The organism is Paulownia witches'-broom phytoplasma (genome assembly GCF_019396865.1).
GTDB lineage: Bacteria > Bacillota_I > Bacilli_A > Acholeplasmatales > Acholeplasmataceae > Phytoplasma > Phytoplasma asteris.
On sequence record NZ_CP066882.1, the window covers coordinates 793,083 to 812,706 of the forward strand.

Genomic DNA, 19,624 nt, shown 5'->3' on the forward strand with positions numbered 1-19,624 from the left:
ATTTGCCCCCACATTTTAATTATTTTTTTTTACCTTTTTTTATTTTTCAATATTATTTATTGCAATTCACAAACATTACAATAATTTTATTTATTTAGAAAAAGACCTCTTAATTGAGGTTTTTAATATATTATCAGTATCAGAGGGAACCGTGCTAAAAGTTTATTATAATCAAACCATCCTAAATGTTCCTTTAAACACTAGTTTAGAGACTTTAAAAAATCAATTAAACCTTAAAAATGTTTATGCTGCCAAAGTAAACAATAAATTAAAAGAACTTACCTTTAAATTGCATGCCCCCATCAATCAAATTACTTTTTTAGGCGCTTGGAACGCTGCGGCTGTAAATATTTATGAAGCTAGTTTAAGATATTTAGTTGCTATGGCATCTTACAAACTTTTTGAAAATATTTCATTACATTTTACTTATTATAGTTCTTCTAGTATTTTGGTATCTTTTCCCAAAGAAATTACCTTTTTGCCAGAAATGTTTCAAAAAATTAAAGAAGAAATGCATTTGTTAGTATCGCAAAAATTAGATATTACCAAAAAGAAATTGCCCCTTGAAAAAGCCTTGCAAATTTATCAATCTTTGGGATTTGGGGATAAAATTAATCTCCTCAAACAAAAAGCTCCTTCCTTTGCTACCCTTTATTTTTGCCAAAACTATTGTAATTATATGTATCAAGGTTTAGTTCCTAACACTAGTTATTTAGATAAATATCATTTATTTTATCATCAAAATGGGTTTGTTATGCAATTTGTAACTCCTTTTAGTGATGAAAAAATTCCTCCTTTTCAACAAGAACCTCTATTTGAACAAATGCTTACTCAAAGTTTGGCTTTTAAAAAAACTATTCAAATGCAAAATGTTTCCCAAATTAATCAATTTGCCAAAACTGCTCAAAGTCAATTTAATTTAATTAATCTTGCAGAAATTAATCATCAAAATCAGTTGCAACAATTAAGTGCTAAAATTGCTAAACGTGCCTCCAATCTTAAAATTATTAATATTTCGGGTCCTTCTTCTAGTGGAAAAACTACATTTTCTAAAAGATTACAATTACAATTACAAGCGTTTGGAATTTGTACTTTTATTATTGCTATGGATAATTATTATTTGCCTTTGAAAGATATTCCCAAAGAAAAAGATGGCATCTCCTTTGATTTTGAAAGTATTGATGCCTTAAATATTCCTTTATTTAATCAAAATATCTATGATTTGCTGACTTGCAAAAAGACTACTATTCCCCAATTTGATTTTGTTACTCGTAGTCATACCCAAAAAGATATTCAAACCCATAATCATATTATTTTGGTAGAAGGAATACATGCCATAAACCCTAAACTTACTCCTTTTATTCCAAGATTACAAAAATTTCAAATCTATATTGCCCCACAACATCAATTATCACTAGATTTCCACAATCCTTTACATTTAACCGATGTGAGGTTTTTAAGAAGAGCTATAAGAGATTATATTTCTAGGAATACTACTATTTTAAGGACTTTTGATTTTTGGGATTCTGTGCGAAAAGGGGAGTTTAGATGGATTTATCCTAATCAACAAGAAGCTGATTTTGTTTTCAATTCTGAATTAATTTATGAATTTAATGTTTTGAAACCATATTTAATTCCTTTTTTATTGCAAATTCCTGAAACAAGTAAGTATTTTGATAAAGCTCAGTATTTTTTAAATTTGTTAAGTTTTTTTAAATCTTTTGATTCTAATTTAGTGTTTCATGAGTCTTTGTTAAAAGAATTTATTGGTGGGAGTCCTTTTTATTTTTAGATTATTTTATAATTAAATATTTTGTTATATGGAAAGATTAACTTTTGCAAAAGTTAATCTTTTTTTGTTGAAAAAGATATATTATATAAATGAGGATGTATAAATTATAATTGCAGTATTTAAGGCAAAAACTTATCAATATGCAGTTGTATCACAAAAATAGTTATATTCATGTTATAATTAAGCTGTAAAAAGTTATTATATTTTAATATTTAAGTGTATAAAGATATTTAAATATAATTTATTCAAAAATATTCATACACAAAATATTGATGTGAGGAACTTTATGTATCAGAAAAAAATTTTAATTAGATTTGGAGAATTATTTTTAAAAGGAAAAAATAAAAAAGCTTTCATTAATAAATTAAGACAATTATTACAAAATAAAATTAAAGACCTTTGCAACGTTCAAATGTATTTTAAACATGATTATGCTTATCTAGAATATATTTATGATGCAAGTTTAGAAAAAGAAATTCTTAAAAGATTATCTTATGTATCAGGGATTTCTTCTTTTGTTGTAGTAAGTCAAGCAAGTAGACAATTAGATGATATTGTTCAAAAAGCTTGTTTATTGTTGCAAGAAAAAATTACAAAAAATACTTCTTTTAAAATAGAAACCACTAGAAAAGATAAAAGTTTTGCTTTAAAAAGTTTGGAACTTACCCAACAAATTGCTCCTTTAATTTTAAAGCAGTTTGAAGGTAAATTAATAGTTGATGTTAAAAATCCTCAAGTTATTTTACATGTTAGTATTAGAAAAGAAAACACTTATCTTTATTTAAAAAGTGATGAAACTCAAGCTTTAGGAGGGTTTCCTGTTTCTTCTGGTGGTAGAGGAACTGTTTTGATGAGTGGTGGTATTGATTCTCCTGTAGCTGCTTATTTGGCGATGAAAAAAGGTATTACAGTAGAGTTATTACATTTTGAATCAAGCCCTTTAACTCCTTTAGAATCAATCCAAAAAGTAATTGATTTAGCTAAAGTTTTGAGTCGTTATGCTTTTGGTAATCAAATTAAATTGCATTTAGTGCCTTTTAGATATTTGCAAGAAACAATTACTAAAACAGTTCTAGATTCTTATATCATTAATGTTATTCGTCGGATGATGTATCGTTTAGCTTCTCAATTTGCTTTTCAAAAAAATCATTTATGTTTAATTAATGGTGAATCAGTAGGACAAGTAGCAAGTCAAACTTTGGAAAGTATGCAGACAACTACTCAAGTAACGAGTATGACTATTTTAAGACCTTTAGTTACTATGGATAAAAATGAAATAATTAAAATAGCTAAACAAATTGATACTTTTGATATTTCTATTCGTGCTTTTCATGATTGTTGTACTCTTTATTTGCCTCAAAATCCCGCCACTAAACCAACTATTCTAAAAGCTAAAAGAGAAGAGCAAAAAATAGATTATTTTCCCTTATTAAATGATGCTTTGCAAAATACAATTACTCTCAATATAGACCAACATTTGCAATTTAATATCTGTGATTATGGTTTTTTTGATGTAAAAGAAGCAATTAAGCATTTTTGCGAACAAAATCCAGAGCAAACAATTGTAAGTCAATATTAAAATACAAAAGATAAAAAACAATTCAATAAAATAATATTCAATAAAATAATATTCAATAAAATAATATTTAAAAAGAGCGTAAAATGCAAATTAATTTTATATTTTTATGCTTTACTAATTTCATTCAAAGGAACATTTATGATTACATCGAAACAAAATCCTACTTTTAAAAAATTAAAAAAATTACAATTAAAAAAATATCGCGATTTATATCAACAATTTTTAGTATATGGTGATCATCTCATTGAACAAGCACAAAAAAACAACGCTGTTGTTACCATTTTTACTTCTAATGAGGGAAAACCAGGGACTTTTATTGCGCCTTCTTTGATGAAAGAATTATCTCAAACTAAAACTGTCTTTGAGCAAATGGCTCTTTGCAAACCTACCTCAGAGAATAATTTATTGTCTGATAAAATTTTAGTTTTGGATGATATTCAAGACCCTGCTAATTTAGGAGCTTTAATGCGTTCTGCTAGTGCTTTTGGGTTTAATCAAGTTTTTGCCAGTTTTCATAGTGCTGATTTTTATCATGAAAAAACCATTAGATCAAGCCAAGGTGCCTTATTTTCTCTTTCCTTAAAAAGAGGCAATACTAAATCCTTTTTAGAAGAAATTAAAGAAAAAAACTATTCTATTTTTAGTGCTTTTCCCCAAAAAGCCAATATTACTATGGAAGATGCTCAAAAATATCTTAAAAAAGTATTAGTTTTAGGAAATGAAGGACAAGGGATTTCTTTGGAAACAGAAGCCCTTTCTGATTATTTTGTAAATATTTGCACTCAAAATGTCGAAAGCCTAAATGTTGCAGTTGCAGGAAGCATTTTAATGTATCTTTTGTAATTACCAAAGATAAAAATTTATTGCAAAAAAATAAAACAATAAAATATCATAAAACAAATTATAAAATAAATAAAATAATAAAGAGGTTTAAAAATGAATATATTACATGATATTAATCCTGAAAGAATTACCAAAGAAGAGTTTATAGTAGTTATTGAAATTTCTCAAGGAAGTAAAAAAAAATATGAGATTGACAAAGAAACAGGTCTTTTGTTGCTTGATCGTTTTTTGACAACTGCTTTTCGATATCCGATTAATTATGGATTTGTTCCTTTAACTCATTGTGAAGACAATGATCCTTTAGATGTTTTGGTGTTATCTCAAGAAATCCTAGATCCTATGACTTTGGTAAAATGTCGTCCTTTGGGAGTAATTAAAATGATTGATAATGATGAATTAGATGAAAAAGTAATTGCAGTTCCTGTTTTTGATAAGTATTTTTCTCATTTACAAGATTTAAAAGATATGCCTTTGCCAATGATTGCAGAAATTAAGCATTTTTTTGAAAATTACAAAGCTTTGGAAAAGAAAAAAGTAGTTATTGAAGCTATACAAGATAAACAAGCAGCATTTAGTGCTATTGAAACAAGTCTTTTAACTTATCAAAAAGTTATTAAACCTTCTTTAAAGAAAGAAAAAAAGCAATAAAAACCTTCTTATATTTTTGCAAATAAAGTTTATTTGTGTTTTGCCTCCATATCATTTTTCAGTTTTAATAAGGCTCAATTGTAATTAAATTATTTGATTAATATTTGATTAATATTTGATTAAAATGTTTGAAAAGAAAAGATTTGACAATAATATTGTTGATAAATATACTGTACAACAAACTTATTTTAAAAAACTTACTAACTCAAATTTGATTATTGCATTTATTTCATTTTGCAAAGGAAAAGTTTAAATTATGAAAACAATTATCACTAATAAAAAAGCATTTTATGATTATTCTTTAGAAAAGAAAAAATATCAAGCAGGAATCAAATTATTAGGAAGCGAAGTAAAATCAATTAGAATAGGAAAAATTAATTTATTAAACTCCTATATTCATATCAAAAATGAAGAAGCTTTTATAGTGAATATGACTATTTTAAAATATCCTTTTAGTTGTTGTTTGGCATATGATGAAAATAGAACTAAAAAGCTTTTGTTGCAAAAACATGAAATTATCCAAATTCAAAACAAAATTAAAACTGAAAAATTGTCTGTTATTCTTTTAAAAGTTTATTTTAATAAAAATTTAGTTAAATTAGAAATTGCCTTAGCTAAAGGTAAGAAACAACAAGATAAAAGAAATGTTTTAAAAGACTTTGATGCTAAATTGCGTATTCAAAAAACATTAAAAAACTTTAATCAAAAACAATAACCCTTAACCCTTGTATTTTTTAATGAATAAAAAACCAATTTTAAAAATCCCCAACTTAAATTGCTTAATATTTTGTATTTTTTTGTAGTTTAACAATAATTTATAACAATTAAATTTTTTTGCAATAATAATGATACAAAATAATCAATTATTTTGTATTTTTTGCTTTTATGCAGATATCAAATTAGACAATAATTAAGGACACATGAATGAAAATTTCTAAAACTCGTTTTATTAAGTTTTTAAAAGTTTTAAAATATTTGAATTTTAAGTTTTTGTATCAAAATAAATCTCAGTTTCTTTGGGATTTTTCCAATGAACTCAAAGATTTAATTAATGAAGAAACTTATGCTAAAAAACTTGCTTTTTTACAAGAAAATCTAAGCGAGCAAGACGAATATCAAGCTGTTTTAAACCAAAAACATTTAAACATTATGCAACCTTATTACAAACAATTAGAGCTTTTGGTAGGTTCTTATTTGGAAAAACATTTTCCAGGAGAAGTTATTTTTTCTTTGGAAACTTATCAACAAAAAAAGTTTCAAATGAATAAACAAGGATATCAATTTTATTGTTTTTTAGATGGATATCAAGAAGACAAAACTACTATTCGTATTTTTGAAACTAAAACTACTACTAGCACAAAATTCTTAAAATTGCAATTTGTAAACGATAACAAAGAAAAAATGCCCTTTTTCCATTATACAAGTCCTAACACCTTATCACCTTTTTGCAAGGGCTCCAATCAAGACAACCCATCTTATCAAAAAAAAATGCAAACTTTTTTTAATCCCAAATCACAAGAAGGAAAATACATCTATGATTTAACTTATCAAAGGTGGGTAATTGAAAATAATTTAACTGAGGCACAAAAAAAGAAAAAAATAGAGTATTATTTGGTAGTTCTTAATTCGGATTATGTTTATGATTGCAAAAGTTGTAATGCGGCTTTGAATCCTAACTTGCTTACTTTTATTGATTTGACTTTGATTACACAACAAGGAACTCAAATATTAGAAAATGATGCCAATCTTTTAATTTCTTATTTGTCTTCAAAAACTAACAAGCCAAACGACACTTCTGCTTATTATTTGTTGCCTGAAAAAATCCTTCATTTTTATGAAAACATCCCTTCCAAAGACAGTATTTTTACTTATTTTTATAATCATTTAGGTTTTTTTGACTCCCAAAACAAACAAAAACACGAAACACAACAGTTAATTTTGCAACAATATTATCATGTTTCTGACATTCCTTTTGCTTGGTTGAATCGTTTTGATAACAAAGTGCAACAAAAAGTTACCCAAAAAAAGCTTCCTTATTATTGTTTTGATAAGATTAAAGCAGGGTTGCAAATTCTAAAATACCCTCTTTATTATTTAGATTTTGAGGCTTTTCCGTGTCCTTTTCCTAGATTTAAAGGCGAAAAACCGTATACTCAATCCTTATTTCAATTTTCACTTCACATCGAAAAAGCCCCTGGTTTGTGCAACAAAGATAAAAATCACGTTTCTTTTTTGGCACCCGATCACGCCGATTACAGAAAAACCCTATTAGAAAAACTAACCAATGCCATTTTAGATGATGGAGGCTCCATTATTGTTTATCATAAAGCTTTTGAAAAAACACGCCTTCAAGAATTATCTTTGCTTTTTCCTGAATATTCCTTGCAAATACAAAACATTATTGCGCGTATTTTCGACCTTAAAGACCTTCTAAAAGGCAGCAAAACTTTTTATCAAAACCTAGGATTTGATTCCGAACAAGCCGCAGGCATTAATTTTTATCATCCCCATTTGCAAGGTTCTTTTTCTATCAAAAAAATTGCTCCTTTATTTTGCAATTTGAATTATCAAAATTTAAATATTCAAAATGGTATTGAGGCTTTTTTAACTTATATTCAACTGCCTAAAATGTCTCCTTTGCAATTTCAAGCGCAATTTCAAGCCTTAGAACAATATTGCAAACAAGATACTTGGGTAATGGTAGAAATTTTGAAAGGACTTATCAACCAAACCCAAAAACCTAATTTCTTATATTTAACTCCTAAAGATATTGTCCAATAGTCAAATTTATTATTTTTATCTCCTTTTTACTCACAAAATTCCTTAAGGATGTATAAAAAATTGTTATTTGCCTTGGGAAATGATATAATTATATTATGAGTTATTTTTTTCATCAAAAGATAAAAATGGTGCTTGTAACAAATCACTGTTTTTTTATTTTGTATCTGGTTTTAGTTGGTTGCGTTTGTTAATGTTAAATTCGCCACATCTAACAAGATGCATTTACTAGGAGGTATCGTTTGATTAGTAAGAATTTTTTTAAACTTTTAGATAAAATCGCTCAAGAAAGAGATTTAGATAAAGACCAAGTTATTGATGCTTTTGCTAAAGGATTGATTTCTGGTTGCAAAAAAAATCATAAAGTTAAAAGCTGTAAAATCGAGTTAAAAGAAGACAAAAGCGAAATTATTTTATATAAACAATTTTTGGTTGCCGATGAAGCTACTATGAGCACTATTAATTTAAAAGAGTCAACTCCCATTACTCTTGAAGAAGCCCAACAAATTAAGCCTCATGCCAAAATAGGTCAAGTAATTGATATTAAAGTTGATCCTAAAGATTTTAATCTATACGCTGTCAAAGAACTTAAAAATCAATTCAACGAAGAGCTTACCAAAAAGAAAAGAGAAAACATTTATAATTTTTTCAAACAACAAGAAGGCAAATTAATTAGCGCTAAAATTATTTCGGAAAACGATAAATTTTATAATTTGGAATTAGAAAAAGAAATTACTACCTTGCTGCCTAAAAAAGAAATTGCTTCCAATAATGAAATGCAAGTAGGCGAAAGAATTCAAGTTTTTTTGTCAGAAGTAAGAAAAACTACTAAATGGCCTAAGATTTTTGTCAGTTGTAATCATGTGGGACTTGTAGTTAAAGTGTTAGAAGAAAATATTCCTGAAATCCAAGAAGGCATCGTTAAAATTGCAGGGGTTGCCCGCATTTCTGGCGAACGTACCAAAATTGGTTTATTGTCTTGCGACGCTCAAGTAGATGCCATTGGCTCTTGTATTGGCGAAAGAAGCAACCGTATTAAAAATGTTATCAAAATCCTTAAAGACGAAAAAGTTGATTTATTTGTTTGGAGCGACGATCCCCAAGAACTTATTGCAAATGCCCTCAAACCTGCTTCATGCCTTCAAGTTGTCATCAAAGACGACATTAACAAATACGCTCTTGCAATTGTTCCTGACGACCAATTTTCTTTAGCGATTGGTAAATTAGGTAAAAATGTTAAATTAGCAGTGGAAGTAACTAAGTGGAATATTGATATCAAAACCTTAGATCAAGCCCAAACAGAAGGATTAATTTAATTGTAATGACTGTTTTTCGAACTTGTATAGTTTCTAAAAAAATTCAAGATATCAAAAAAATGATTAGAATAAATAGCACTAAACAAGGAAAAGTAGCTGTTGATTTTAATTTAGCACTTCAAGGAAGAGGAGCATATCTAACTTTAAAACTTGAATATGTTATTTTGTCGCAAAAAAAGAAACTTTTAGATAAAAAACTCAAAACCAAAGTTCCTGAAAAAATATATCAAACTCTTTTAAAATTGATTGCTTTACAAACTTAGCAAACATTTTTATATTTTATTTATGCATTTTTCCATCTTTGAAATATTTTTTGTTCACTTCACACTTCACATTTTTTATTTTTTGCCCAATTTATTTTTTATGTTGTAATCTTTTATTTTCATGCATTAAAAATTATTAAAATTAAAGGAGGGATGTAAATGACCCTTAACAAAAAAACAAATAATGAAAATTCATCCAAAACTACCCCTAAATTATCCAAGGAAACGGATTTGCGAAACGATTTTGCTAGTAAAAACTATGTTTTTAATCCCCAAGACAAAGTTTTTCAAATCGCTCAAGTTTTTGGCATTACCAGTGCTGTTTTAATTAAAAAATTATTACAATTAGGACTTAAAGCAGATGTTAATCAAACCTTAGAAAAAGATATTGTTGAACTTTTAGCCAAAGATTACAATATTCAAGTAAGCGAACCCCAAGAAAAACACACCCCACCACAACTTCAACCGCAAACGCCTTCCCTCACTAAAACCAAACCCAACCAAAAACTTAATTTGCAAAAAAAACCGCCCATTGTAACTATTATGGGACACGTTGACCACGGCAAAACTACCCTATTAGATGCCATTCGAAAAACTCGTGTAGTTGATCAAGAATTTGGAGGCATTACCCAACACATAGGAGCTTATCAAGTTGAATACCAAGGCAATAAAATAACTTTTATTGATACTCCAGGACATGAAGCTTTTGATAAGATGAGGGCTAGAGGAGCTAAAATTACTGATATTTGTATTTTGGTAGTAGCAGTTGATGATTGTGTCAAACCACAAACCTTAGAAGCCTTGAAGCACGCCCAAAAAGCCCAAATTCCTATTATTGTTGCTTTAAATAAAATTGATAAACCCAATAATAACACACAACAAATTATGCAAGAATTATCTAGTTATGATTTGTTGCCTGAAGAATGGGGCGGCACTACTCCTTATATTGCTATTTCTGCTTTAAAAAGAGAAGGTTTGGAAAAAATATTAGAAATTATTCTTTTAGTTAGTGAAATCCAAAATTTACAAGCTAATCCCGATCAAAAAGCTCAAGGAACAGTTATTGAGGCAAGCCTTGATAAATCTTTAGGACTGGTGGCTACTTTTATTGTAAGTGATGGCAACCTCAAAGTAGGCGATATCGTCGTTGCTGGAGCTTCTTATGGGAAAATTCGTTCCATGGAAGATGAAAACAAAAAAAAAAAACTAACCAAAGCCTTACCTTCGCAACCTGTGCGTGTTGCAGGATTAAAAGAAGCGCCTCAAGCAGGAGATATTTTTTACGCCGTTGTTAATGAAAAACAAGCACGCCAAATTGTAGCCGAAAAAAAATCCCAAACTAAAGAAACTTTAGCCAAAACCCTTTCACCTCTTAATTTAGAAGATATTTTACAAGACTTAGAAACCGAAAAACCGCAAGAACTAAATATCATTTTAAAAGCTGATACTCAAGGAAGTTTGGAAGCGCTTCAAGGTATGATTGCCAAAATTAAAGTATCTGATCTTAAAGTGCAACTTTTGCGCGCTGCTGTTGGCACCATTACAGAAACAGATATTGCTTTTGCCAAATCATCAGACAGTTTGTTAATAGGCTTCAATATCAAACCTGCTTCTTCCACAATCAAATCTGCTCAAAGACAAGAAGTAAAAATTACTATTCATAATGTTATTTACCGCATTATTGAAGATATTGAACAAAAATTAAAATCTATGATTAAGCCTACTTTTGAAGAAGTGGTTACTGGTAAAGTAGAAGTAAGAAAAATTTTTAATATCAGTAAAGTTGGCAATATTGCTGGTTGTTATGTGGCACAAGGTATTGTCAATAATAGCGATTTTGCCAAAGTAATGCGCAATGATCAAGTTTTATTTAAAGGTAAAATTGCATCCTTAAAACATCTCAAAGACAACATTAAATCTGCCAAACAAGGTTATGAGTGCGGCATTTTACTTGATGGTTTTAATGATTTTGAAATTAATGATATAATAGAAACATCTAAACTAAGCAAAGTAGAGGAATAAAAAATGGTAACAACAGCTGAAAGATTGTCTAGTCTAATTCAAAAAGAATTGGTGTTAATTAATGATGTTATTCAAGACGAACAAATAGGATATATTAATTTAACCGATGTTAAAGTAACAAAAGACTTGTCTTTTGCTAATGTTTATTACACTATTTTAAGCGATGATCCAACTGTTTTGAAATTAACAGAAGAAACTATTGAACAAAATAAAGTTGTTATTCGGTTGGAATTAGCTAAAAAAATTAAAAATTTTCGTAAAATACCTGATTTAGTTTTTAAATATGATAAATCTTTATCTTATGGACGCCGTATAGAAAATATTTTAAAAGATATTAATAAATAATTCTTTCTTTGTTATTTGTTTCAATAATTTATATAAGAGATGCTTTAATAAAAGCGTCTTTTTTTCTTTATTGGCGTTGGTATTTTGTTATCTTTGTTATTAAAAATAATTTGCGCACAAAATACAAAAATTAAAATCACTTTTCTTTGTGCAATTCCAAAAAATAATGTAATTAGTAAAATAATTCAAATATATAATTGCAAAAATAAATTTGCAAACGGCTTTTGTTTTGCTTTTTTGCTTTTGCTTATCATAAAAAATAATAAAATGAAATAATAAAACACAACAAAAAGAAAGGAAAAACGATGAAACTTATTGTAGGTTTGGGCAATCCAGGTACCAAATTTGTAAACACTCGTCATAATGTTGGTTTTGCTGTTGTTGATTCTTTTTTAAGTCAAAATAAATATCAAATCTTGAAGGAAGACAAAACCGCCCACATTTATCAAATTAATTTTAACCAACACCAATCATTATTGATTAAACCACAAACGTATATGAATTTATCAGGCGAAGTGGTAAAAAAAAATATAAATAAATATCGCATTAAGATAGAAAATATTTTAGTTATTGTAGATGATATTTATTTGGATGAAGGCAAATTAAAGTTAAAAATGCAAGGTGGTCATGGAGGGCATAACGGATTAAGGAATATTATTGATCGTTTAGGCACTAAACAATTTAAAAGGTTAAAAATAGGAGTAAGTTTAGATTCTTGCATGCCTTTGGATCAATATCTTTTAACGCCTGTCAATGCAAGCAGTCAAAAAAATATTTTAAAAAACATTCATATTATTAATAAAATTATATTTAATTTTATCCAAGATGTGGATTTTAATATTTTAATGAATGGGTATAATTCTAAACTTTGATTTTGTATTACCCATTATTATTTATTTGAAAATAAATGATTTCTTAATTGAACAAATTTATAAAGGTATAAAAAAAAGAGCAAATATGAAAATATTTGCTCTTTTTATTTATTTTATTTCTTCTTGTAAATCTATTTTTGTGATTTTGATTTGAGAAATTACTTTATCATTGTGTTTTAAGATTGTAAATTTAAAATTCTTGTAAATGATTTCGGTATTTTTGTCATTTGGTTTGGGGAATCTTCCCAATTGTCCTATTAAAAAACCACTTAAAGTATCATAATCTTCAGTGTTAAATTCTAATTTAATTGCTTCTGCGACTTCTTCTAAATCAGCAAATCCATTAACAATATATTCATTTTTGGCAACTTCTTTAATCATTAGCTCTTCGTTGTCGTATTCATCCGAAATTTCACCTAAGATCTCTTCAATTAAATCCTCAAAAGTAATTATTCCAGCTGTGCCACCATATTCGTCAATTACTATTGCCATATGGGTTTTGGTTTTTTTCATTTCGCGGAAAAATTCATTAGTATTTTTTGTATCTGGGACCAAATAAGGTTTCCTAATGAATTTTTTCAAATCAAAAATTTTATTTGGGTTTGAGGACATTAAATAATTAAAAATATCTTTAACATGTAAAATGCCTATAATATTATCAATACTATTTTCATAAACTGGAAAACGTGTGTATTTTTCATTTTGGATAGTTTTAATTAATTCTTTTTTGGTAATTTCAACATCAATTGCAACTACTTCGGTGCGGTGGCGCATTACTTCAGAAATGTTTGTGTGATCAAATTCAAAAATATTTTGAATCATTTTATTTTCATCTTTGTCAATGATGCCTTTTCGATAACTTGAAGTTAACATTAAGCGTAGTTCGTCTTCTGAGACTTGTATGCTATTTTTGTTAGGATTTAGTCCGAAAACAATAAGAAAAAGATTACTTACTTGAGTCAAAATCCAAACCAAAGGCGTAATTAACCAAGCAATTAAGGAAATAGAACCAGAAAAAATATAAGCAATTTTGGAAGGTGCATGCATTGCTATGCGTTTAGGAATTAATTCTCCAAAAATAATAGAAAGGGTAATAATTAAAGCCTCAATTCCGATGTTATGTAATGAAAAATGCCCTTCTGTTTCTCTTAGCCAACAAGATGTTACAATATTTCCTTGAAAAAAAGTAATGATGTGAATCATAATTTGAATTACTGATAAAAAAGTGGTTGGTTTGGCTTTGATTTTTTTGACTCTTAGAGCATTTTTATTGCCCTTTTTGATATCTAATTCAATTTTGCTTTCGTTAGTAGAAATAAAAGATATTTCGCAAGCTGCAAAAAAAGCATTTAATGCGATTAAAATAATCAATATGACTATCGGATTCATAAGAAAAAACACCTTTTGGCATTAATGCACATTTTTTTATTTGCTAAATTTGATTTTTTGCCCACAAACGTCTTTTTTTCCAAGATCTTTATTGTGCTAAATTTTATACTATCACTATCGTCCATATTTTTTTGAAACAACACCTCGCTTTTAATTTATATTTTTAATAACTAACTGATTTCATTTTAACATAAATAATAAAAAATGTCAATTTATAAAGTAAAATAATTGCTGGTTTTTCATTGGTTTTTGCTCGCTTTTTGTGGTACATATTTTTTTGTTAATGGAAAATAAAAGCAATAAAAAAGAATAGTAATTTTATTTGGGTGTTTCTTTTGGTTTTGTGATTTTTTTGTGATTTGTGGTAATTGAAAAAATTGATGACTATTTTCAAAAACTTCTGTTTGCTATTATTGTTGCCTTTTGATTTGGCGTTTCTTTTTTGCCTCCATGCAATTTTAATTTATCTTTGGATTTTATAATTTGTTTACAATAAATTAGCAAACCTATCAAAAATAATTAAAGCATCTTGGTGAATGTTGTTTTCCAAAATAAAATCTAGATCCAAAGGCCAAACGCTATATTTTAGTGTCAATAAACAGCGATAACGGTTATTTTTTTTAGGAATAAGTGATAAAATAGGACCTAAAACAGTTATTTTGTGTGAAAAGCGATTGGCCAATACTGCTTTGATGCGGTAAGTAATATCAAAAGTTTTTTTAAAATCTTTATGAGAGATTAAAATTTGGCTCAGGTATCCAAATGGAGGGTTTTTTGACATTTTTCTTTCTTCTAAAAGTTGTCTCAAAAACTCCTTTTCTTCATATTTGACTGCCGCATTAATTGCAAAATGGTCTATATTATAGCTTTGCACAATTACTTTGCCTTGTTCTTTTCTGCCACAACGTCCTGCTGCTTGAATGAGTAATTGAAAGGTTTTTTCTGAGCCTTTAAAACTAGGAATTTTGAGTAAAGAATCTGCCATTAAAATACCTACTAAAGTAACTTTGTGAAAGTCAAGTCCTTTGGCAATCATTTGAGTTCCTAACAAAATATCTGCTTTTTCTTGATTAAAATCGTTCCATAATTTTTCGTATTGACTAATTTTTGTGATAGTATCTGAATCAAATTTGATAAGTCTTGCTTGCAAAAATTCTTTTTGGAGATAAGCTTCGATGTATTCGATACCAACGCCTACTTCTTTTATTTGTTCTTTGGAGCAGCGCATGCATTTTGGTGTAAATTGCTCTTTATAGTTGCAATGACTACATTTTAATAGTTCTTGTTTTTGATAAAAAGTAAGGCTATTGTTGCATTTATGGCATTTGGGGACAAAGCCGCAAAAACGACATAAAACAAATGGTGCAAAACCTTTAGTGTTGATAAATAAAATTGCTTGTTGTTGTTTGGCTAGAACTTCCCTTAATGCATGTTTGAGGGGTTGGGAAAAAGGTTCTAAATTGCCTTTTTTTAATTCTTCTTTCATGTCTACAAGTTCGATGGTAGGTAAAGCATCAATTAAAGCTCTTTTGGTAAGGCTTAAAAGTTGATAATTTTGTTGTAAAACTTGATAATGACTTTCCAAAGAAGGAGTAGCGCTTCCTAAAATTAAAGGAATTTTGTGGTATTTAGCCCTTATTTGTGCCAAGGTTCTTGCATCATAAGTGGCGTGCTCTTTTTCTATTAAAGCCTCGTCGTGTTCTTCGTCAATGATGACAATTCCTAAATTATTTAAAGGAGCAAAAATAGCACTACGAGTGCCTAAAACAATGCAGGCTTGTTGTTCTTTGATTTTTAAAAATTGGTCTAAATGTTCTTTAGGGCTTAAATAACTGTGTAAAATAGCTATATTTTTGTTTGTGAATTTGGCTTGGAGGCGTTGCATTAAAGGAGCTATTAACATTACTTCAGGTACCAATAATAAAACTTGTTTATTTTGATTGAGAACTTTGGTAATTAAATGGAGATAAATTTCAGTTTTGCCTGAGCCTGTTTTTCCGTGTAAAAGATAAGTTTTGTGGTAGTTAAGATTTATTTTTTGTGCTATTTGTTGTTGTTCTTCATTCAAAATTATTTTTTTGTCTTCTGCAAGTAAATCAAAGTTGTGATTTAGAACTATACTTATTTTTTGTTCTGTTTGTAAAAGAATCTTTTTGCGGATTAAGGATTGAATAATGCTGTTTGAAGTCAATTCTAAGGCTTTTTTTCTTGTGATTTCTTGAGTTTTTATTTTTGGTTTGCTATGTTTGATTTCATTTGAGCTTGTTTTATCTAACATTTTTAAAGGTTTTAAAGGTTTTAATTCTTTTAATTTTGCAATAAAATCTTTTTGCTTGGGTGTTAATTTTATATCTTTTTGTTCACTTAATTGCGGATTAAGGTGGTAAATGCATATTTTTTTTTCAGTGTTTTTTTCTTTGAGTTGTAAAATATCTTTGATTATGACAATTTTTTTCTTAGATAGTTTTGTAAAATGTTCTAATAGTTTTTCTTGGGATTTGTTTTTGGGATTTAAAAAAAGTTCCTTTTTGTTTGCGAAAAAACCTTTGAGATTTTCAGGAAATAACTCCTTATTTATAATTTTAATTTCTTTTAAAAAAGATTTTACAAATTCTTTGGGGAAAATAGTTTCATAAACTAAGGCTTTAATAATGAAAGGAGTTTTTAACATTTCTTGGGATAATAAAAAAAATTCTTGATCAAAATAAGGAGTTTCATCTAAAATAGTTATTATTTCTTTTAAGTTCTTATTGAACTTGCTATTTTCTTTTAAATTGATAATATAGCCTAAGCGTTGCGAATTAGCATTACCAAAAGGAACTACAACTCTCATTGCTTTTTTGATTATCTTTTCAAAATGGGGTGGTACCAAATAATCAAAAGGTTTGTTAATTCCTTGATATGTAGTTTTTATATCTATAATTATTTCAGCTATCAATTTTTTATCCTTGCTTTCCTTATTGCTTTAGTTTTTGAGGGTTTGATACTTCAATTATAACAAAATTATAAATCATTTGGGATTAATAAAAAAAGAGACTTTAAAAAGCCTCTTTGGGATTTGTTTGATTGTAATTAATGTGTGTAAACGATTTTAATTTATTTTTTTACAGTAGCTAATTTATTTTTTGTTAGGTTTATTACCTACTTTGGTTTTAGTTTTTTCAGAATTTTCTTTTTGTGCTTTTGGTTGTTGTGTCTGAGCTGTTTCCTTTTTTTAAACAAATTTAATTTTTAAAATTGTTCTTTAAGACTAAAAATTAATAGATAATTTCCTATCTTTTCAAACTAAGGAAATATTTTGTTGAATTAAAAAGTGTCTAAACTTTTTTTTGATAATTCTTTAGTTTCAAAAGATATTTTTTTAATATTTTAACCCTTCACTATATAGTTAGGTAAAAAAAGTTTAAAACTCGTCAACAAAATGAAAGAAAATGATATTTTTTTTAAATTTTACTATTTTTAGGTAAAAAAAGCGCACTAAAGTAACCCTTTTCAAGGTTATATTAATTTTATATTAATTCAACTAAAAATTTATCTCAAATTTTGAATATATTGAGATGGGGTTGAATGGTTTAATTTGCTTAAAATCCACTTATTATTCCAAAATTGAGGAAATTGATTGATTAATTTTTTCATTTTGTTAGGAGATTTTTGAAATAAAAAAGGATTTTGATGTTGTAAGATCGTTTTCATTTGGCCGAAAAAGTTCTCCATGACCGCGTTATCACGAGGGGTGGCTTTTCGGGACATGCTGATTAAAAAACCTTTTTTTGTTAAAGTTTGTTGGACTTTTTGTGATTGATAAACGGTTCCTTGATCGGAGTGAATGATACAAGGTTCTTTTAATGAAGGTAATTTTTTAATAGTTTTTAAAACTAATTCTTTATTTTGTTGGTTTGAAACATGTGAAGCAATTATTTGATTGTTAAAAGAGTCGATGATACAAGAAAAATAGAGAAAACCTTGATTCGTTTTAAAATAAGTAATATCAGTAAAGAGTTTTTGAAGAGGTTTGGTTGCCATAAAATCTTGATTGATTAAATTAGGAATTATTTGGAGATTATTTTTTAAATTATGATAAGTAAAATTTTTTTTGATTCTTAAACGACAACTAATGTCATTTTTTTTCATGATGAGATAAACTTTTTTCTTGGTGATGAATTCATTAAAGGTTTTTTGGTATAAATCAGTGATTTTTCGATGACCGTAAAAATATTGATAATGAAGGCATAAAGCTTTAATTCTTTTTTGTTGTAACAGGTGTTTTTCTTCTTTTTCTTTTAGTTTAGCTTTTATTTTCAACCAATAATAATAAGTACTTCTTTTAATTTGAATTGTTTTTAAAATGGTGGTTAAATTCAGGGTTTGATTGAATTGGTTGACTAAATGAAAAACAATCTTTTTATCAGTTTTTTTAATCTTTTCAATCATTTTTTGTAATAATTTAATTTTTTGTTTTAATTTTTGCATCTTAACACCAATTATCTTTATAAATTATTTTAAATATATCAACTATTATAACTCTAAAAGATTTTTTATTTGATCAATAAGTGCTTCAGCGCGTTCATCTTTTTGTTTCATATATAATAATCAAAATACTTGGTAAGGCAGTTAATTTAAAAATTAAAGTTGATTTAATGATTGAAATAAATTAAAAAAATAAAATTACCTCAAAAGAGGTTTTATGATATCGATATAATAATGATATGAAAAATGATAATGCGATAATATCAAATATCGAGTATCATTATCATTATCGATATAAAATATCAAATATCACTCCTTAAATGAGTTAATGTTTATATAGATTATTTTCAAAGTCAAACTGTTATAAAGTTGTTAGTAAAGTGTTATAAAACTGTTAGTAAAGTTTTATAAAGTTGTTAGTTTTCTTTTTTTATTAAATATTTATACATAGGATGTAGTTTTTTCACCCGATAACCTTGTTTATCTTTTGTCAAAAAGAATTGAAGATATTTTAAATCTTCTTTTCGATAATAGATGATGTTTAAACTCTTCTTATAGTTATTTTTCATTGGTTTATGATATTTATCTAGCTTTTGAGGGTCTAATTGATATAATTGTAAAGTTTCTAATTTATTGACATCAATTTTTCCAATTAATTCTTTGATGATATTTTTGAATTCGTTTTTATAATTGATTTGGAAGATATTAAATAGATGGTTAAGGGGGTTATTTTGGCTTTTAAGAGGGGTTAAATCAGAAAGTAATAGTTTACTATTACTAGAAGAGAAATTATCATTAATTAAGGTGATTTTGGTTTGTTTCATTTCTTCTAAGATTTGAGGATCGACGAAGAGAGTTTGGTTTTTGGGACGGTAATTAGCTTCTTGGTAAGTATTTTTCTTTTTGGAATGAGAGATAATAATGAGATTGATTAAATCTTCTTTTAATATTTTTAAAAAGTTTTTAATTTGAGTTAAATCATTAGGGGTGGTTTTCGCGTTCCAACCTCCGATTCTAATTTCTTGGCTAGTGTCGTTTTTCATTTCTTTTCTCCTTAATTTGGTTTTTTGTTATATAAAATAAAAACCCTAAATAGTTAAATTTAAGTTTACAGCAATTTAAAAAAATAAAATATTGCTATTAACATCATTTTATCACAAAAAAAACAATTTTTTTGCTCACTAATCTGTATATCATGAGTGTTTTCCTTGCAATTTTGTATATAAAAAAAAGACCAACTTTTTAGAGTTGATCTTATTTAATGTAGCAAATATTTGATTTTTTGAAAGTTTTAGAATAATTATGGGCGT

Annotated in this window: 15 protein-coding genes; 11 read left to right on the forward strand and 4 right to left on the reverse strand. The window is 27.3% G+C overall.

Going from position 1 to position 19,624, the window contains the following annotated elements:
* The first annotated feature begins 151 nt into the window (after positions 1–151).
* The 11 genes from HGD80_RS04230 to pth all read left to right on the forward strand — a co-directional run bounded on the left by HGD80_RS04230 (position 152) and on the right by pth (position 12,458).
* The gene (locus tag HGD80_RS04230) at positions 152–1,792 is read left to right on the forward strand and encodes a nucleoside kinase (protein WP_219474732.1); all 1,641 of its coding nucleotides are present in this window, start codon (positions 152–154) and stop codon (positions 1,790–1,792) included.
* Positions 1,793–2,078: 286 nt separating this feature from the next.
* A complete protein-coding gene (thiI, locus tag HGD80_RS04235) occupies positions 2,079–3,371 on the forward strand; it encodes a tRNA uracil 4-sulfurtransferase ThiI (protein WP_225904354.1) in 1,293 nt (430 codons plus the stop codon).
* 138 nt (positions 3,372–3,509) lie between these two features.
* Complete coding sequence (locus HGD80_RS04240) at positions 3,510–4,214, forward strand: TrmH family RNA methyltransferase (protein ID WP_219474735.1); 705 nt, start codon at positions 3,510–3,512, stop codon at positions 4,212–4,214.
* Positions 4,215–4,307: 93 nt separating this feature from the next.
* A complete protein-coding gene (locus tag HGD80_RS04245; protein WP_011160520.1) occupies positions 4,308–4,862 on the forward strand; it encodes an inorganic diphosphatase in 555 nt (184 codons plus the stop codon).
* Positions 4,863–5,118: 256 nt separating this feature from the next.
* Positions 5,119–5,577: an SsrA-binding protein SmpB gene (smpB, locus tag HGD80_RS04250; protein WP_219474737.1), complete on the forward strand. Its 459-nt coding sequence runs from the start codon at positions 5,119–5,121 to the stop codon at positions 5,575–5,577.
* 209 nt (positions 5,578–5,786) lie between these two features.
* On the forward strand, positions 5,787–7,643 hold the full coding sequence (locus tag HGD80_RS04255; RefSeq protein ID WP_219474739.1) for a DUF2779 domain-containing protein: 1,857 nt from the start codon (positions 5,787–5,789) through the stop codon (positions 7,641–7,643).
* Between the two features lie 239 nt (positions 7,644–7,882).
* Complete coding sequence (nusA, locus tag HGD80_RS04260) at positions 7,883–8,956, forward strand: transcription termination factor NusA (RefSeq protein WP_219474740.1); 1,074 nt, start codon at positions 7,883–7,885, stop codon at positions 8,954–8,956.
* Between the two features lie 5 nt (positions 8,957–8,961).
* The gene (locus tag HGD80_RS04265) at positions 8,962–9,219 is read left to right on the forward strand and encodes a YlxR family protein (RefSeq protein ID WP_219474742.1); all 258 of its coding nucleotides are present in this window, start codon (positions 8,962–8,964) and stop codon (positions 9,217–9,219) included.
* Positions 9,220–9,378: 159 nt separating this feature from the next.
* Complete coding sequence (gene infB / locus HGD80_RS04270; RefSeq protein WP_219474744.1) at positions 9,379–11,241, forward strand: translation initiation factor IF-2; 1,863 nt, start codon at positions 9,379–9,381, stop codon at positions 11,239–11,241.
* A 3-nt stretch (positions 11,242–11,244) separates the two neighbouring features.
* Positions 11,245–11,586, forward strand: coding sequence for a 30S ribosome-binding factor RbfA (rbfA, locus tag HGD80_RS04275; protein ID WP_011160526.1), 342 nt, complete (start codon positions 11,245–11,247; stop codon positions 11,584–11,586).
* Between the two features lie 305 nt (positions 11,587–11,891).
* Positions 11,892–12,458 (forward strand): aminoacyl-tRNA hydrolase, encoded by a 567-nt coding sequence (pth, locus tag HGD80_RS04280; protein ID WP_219474746.1) that lies wholly within the window; start codon positions 11,892–11,894, stop codon positions 12,456–12,458.
* A gap of 108 nt (positions 12,459–12,566) precedes the next feature.
* On the opposite strand, the gene HGD80_RS04285 is transcribed toward pth, so the two are convergent.
* The 4 genes from HGD80_RS04285 to HGD80_RS04300 all read right to left on the reverse strand — a co-directional run bounded on the left by HGD80_RS04285 (position 12,567) and on the right by HGD80_RS04300 (position 19,357).
* Positions 12,567–13,847: a hemolysin family protein gene (locus HGD80_RS04285; protein ID WP_219474748.1), complete on the reverse strand. Its 1,281-nt coding sequence runs from the start codon at positions 13,845–13,847 to the stop codon at positions 12,567–12,569.
* 487 nt (positions 13,848–14,334) lie between these two features.
* Entirely contained in the window at positions 14,335–16,785 is a 2,451-nt protein-coding gene (priA, locus tag HGD80_RS04290; RefSeq protein ID WP_219474749.1) for a replication restart helicase PriA, read from the reverse strand.
* 593 nt (positions 16,786–17,378) lie between these two features.
* Positions 17,379–18,317: an IS3 family transposase gene (locus HGD80_RS04295; RefSeq protein WP_219474751.1), complete on the reverse strand. Its 939-nt coding sequence runs from the start codon at positions 18,315–18,317 to the stop codon at positions 17,379–17,381.
* Between the two features lie 413 nt (positions 18,318–18,730).
* Positions 18,731–19,357, reverse strand: coding sequence for a phase variable surface lipoprotein (locus HGD80_RS04300; protein ID WP_219474753.1), 627 nt, complete (start codon positions 19,355–19,357; stop codon positions 18,731–18,733).
* Between the last annotated feature and the right edge of the window lie 267 nt (positions 19,358–19,624).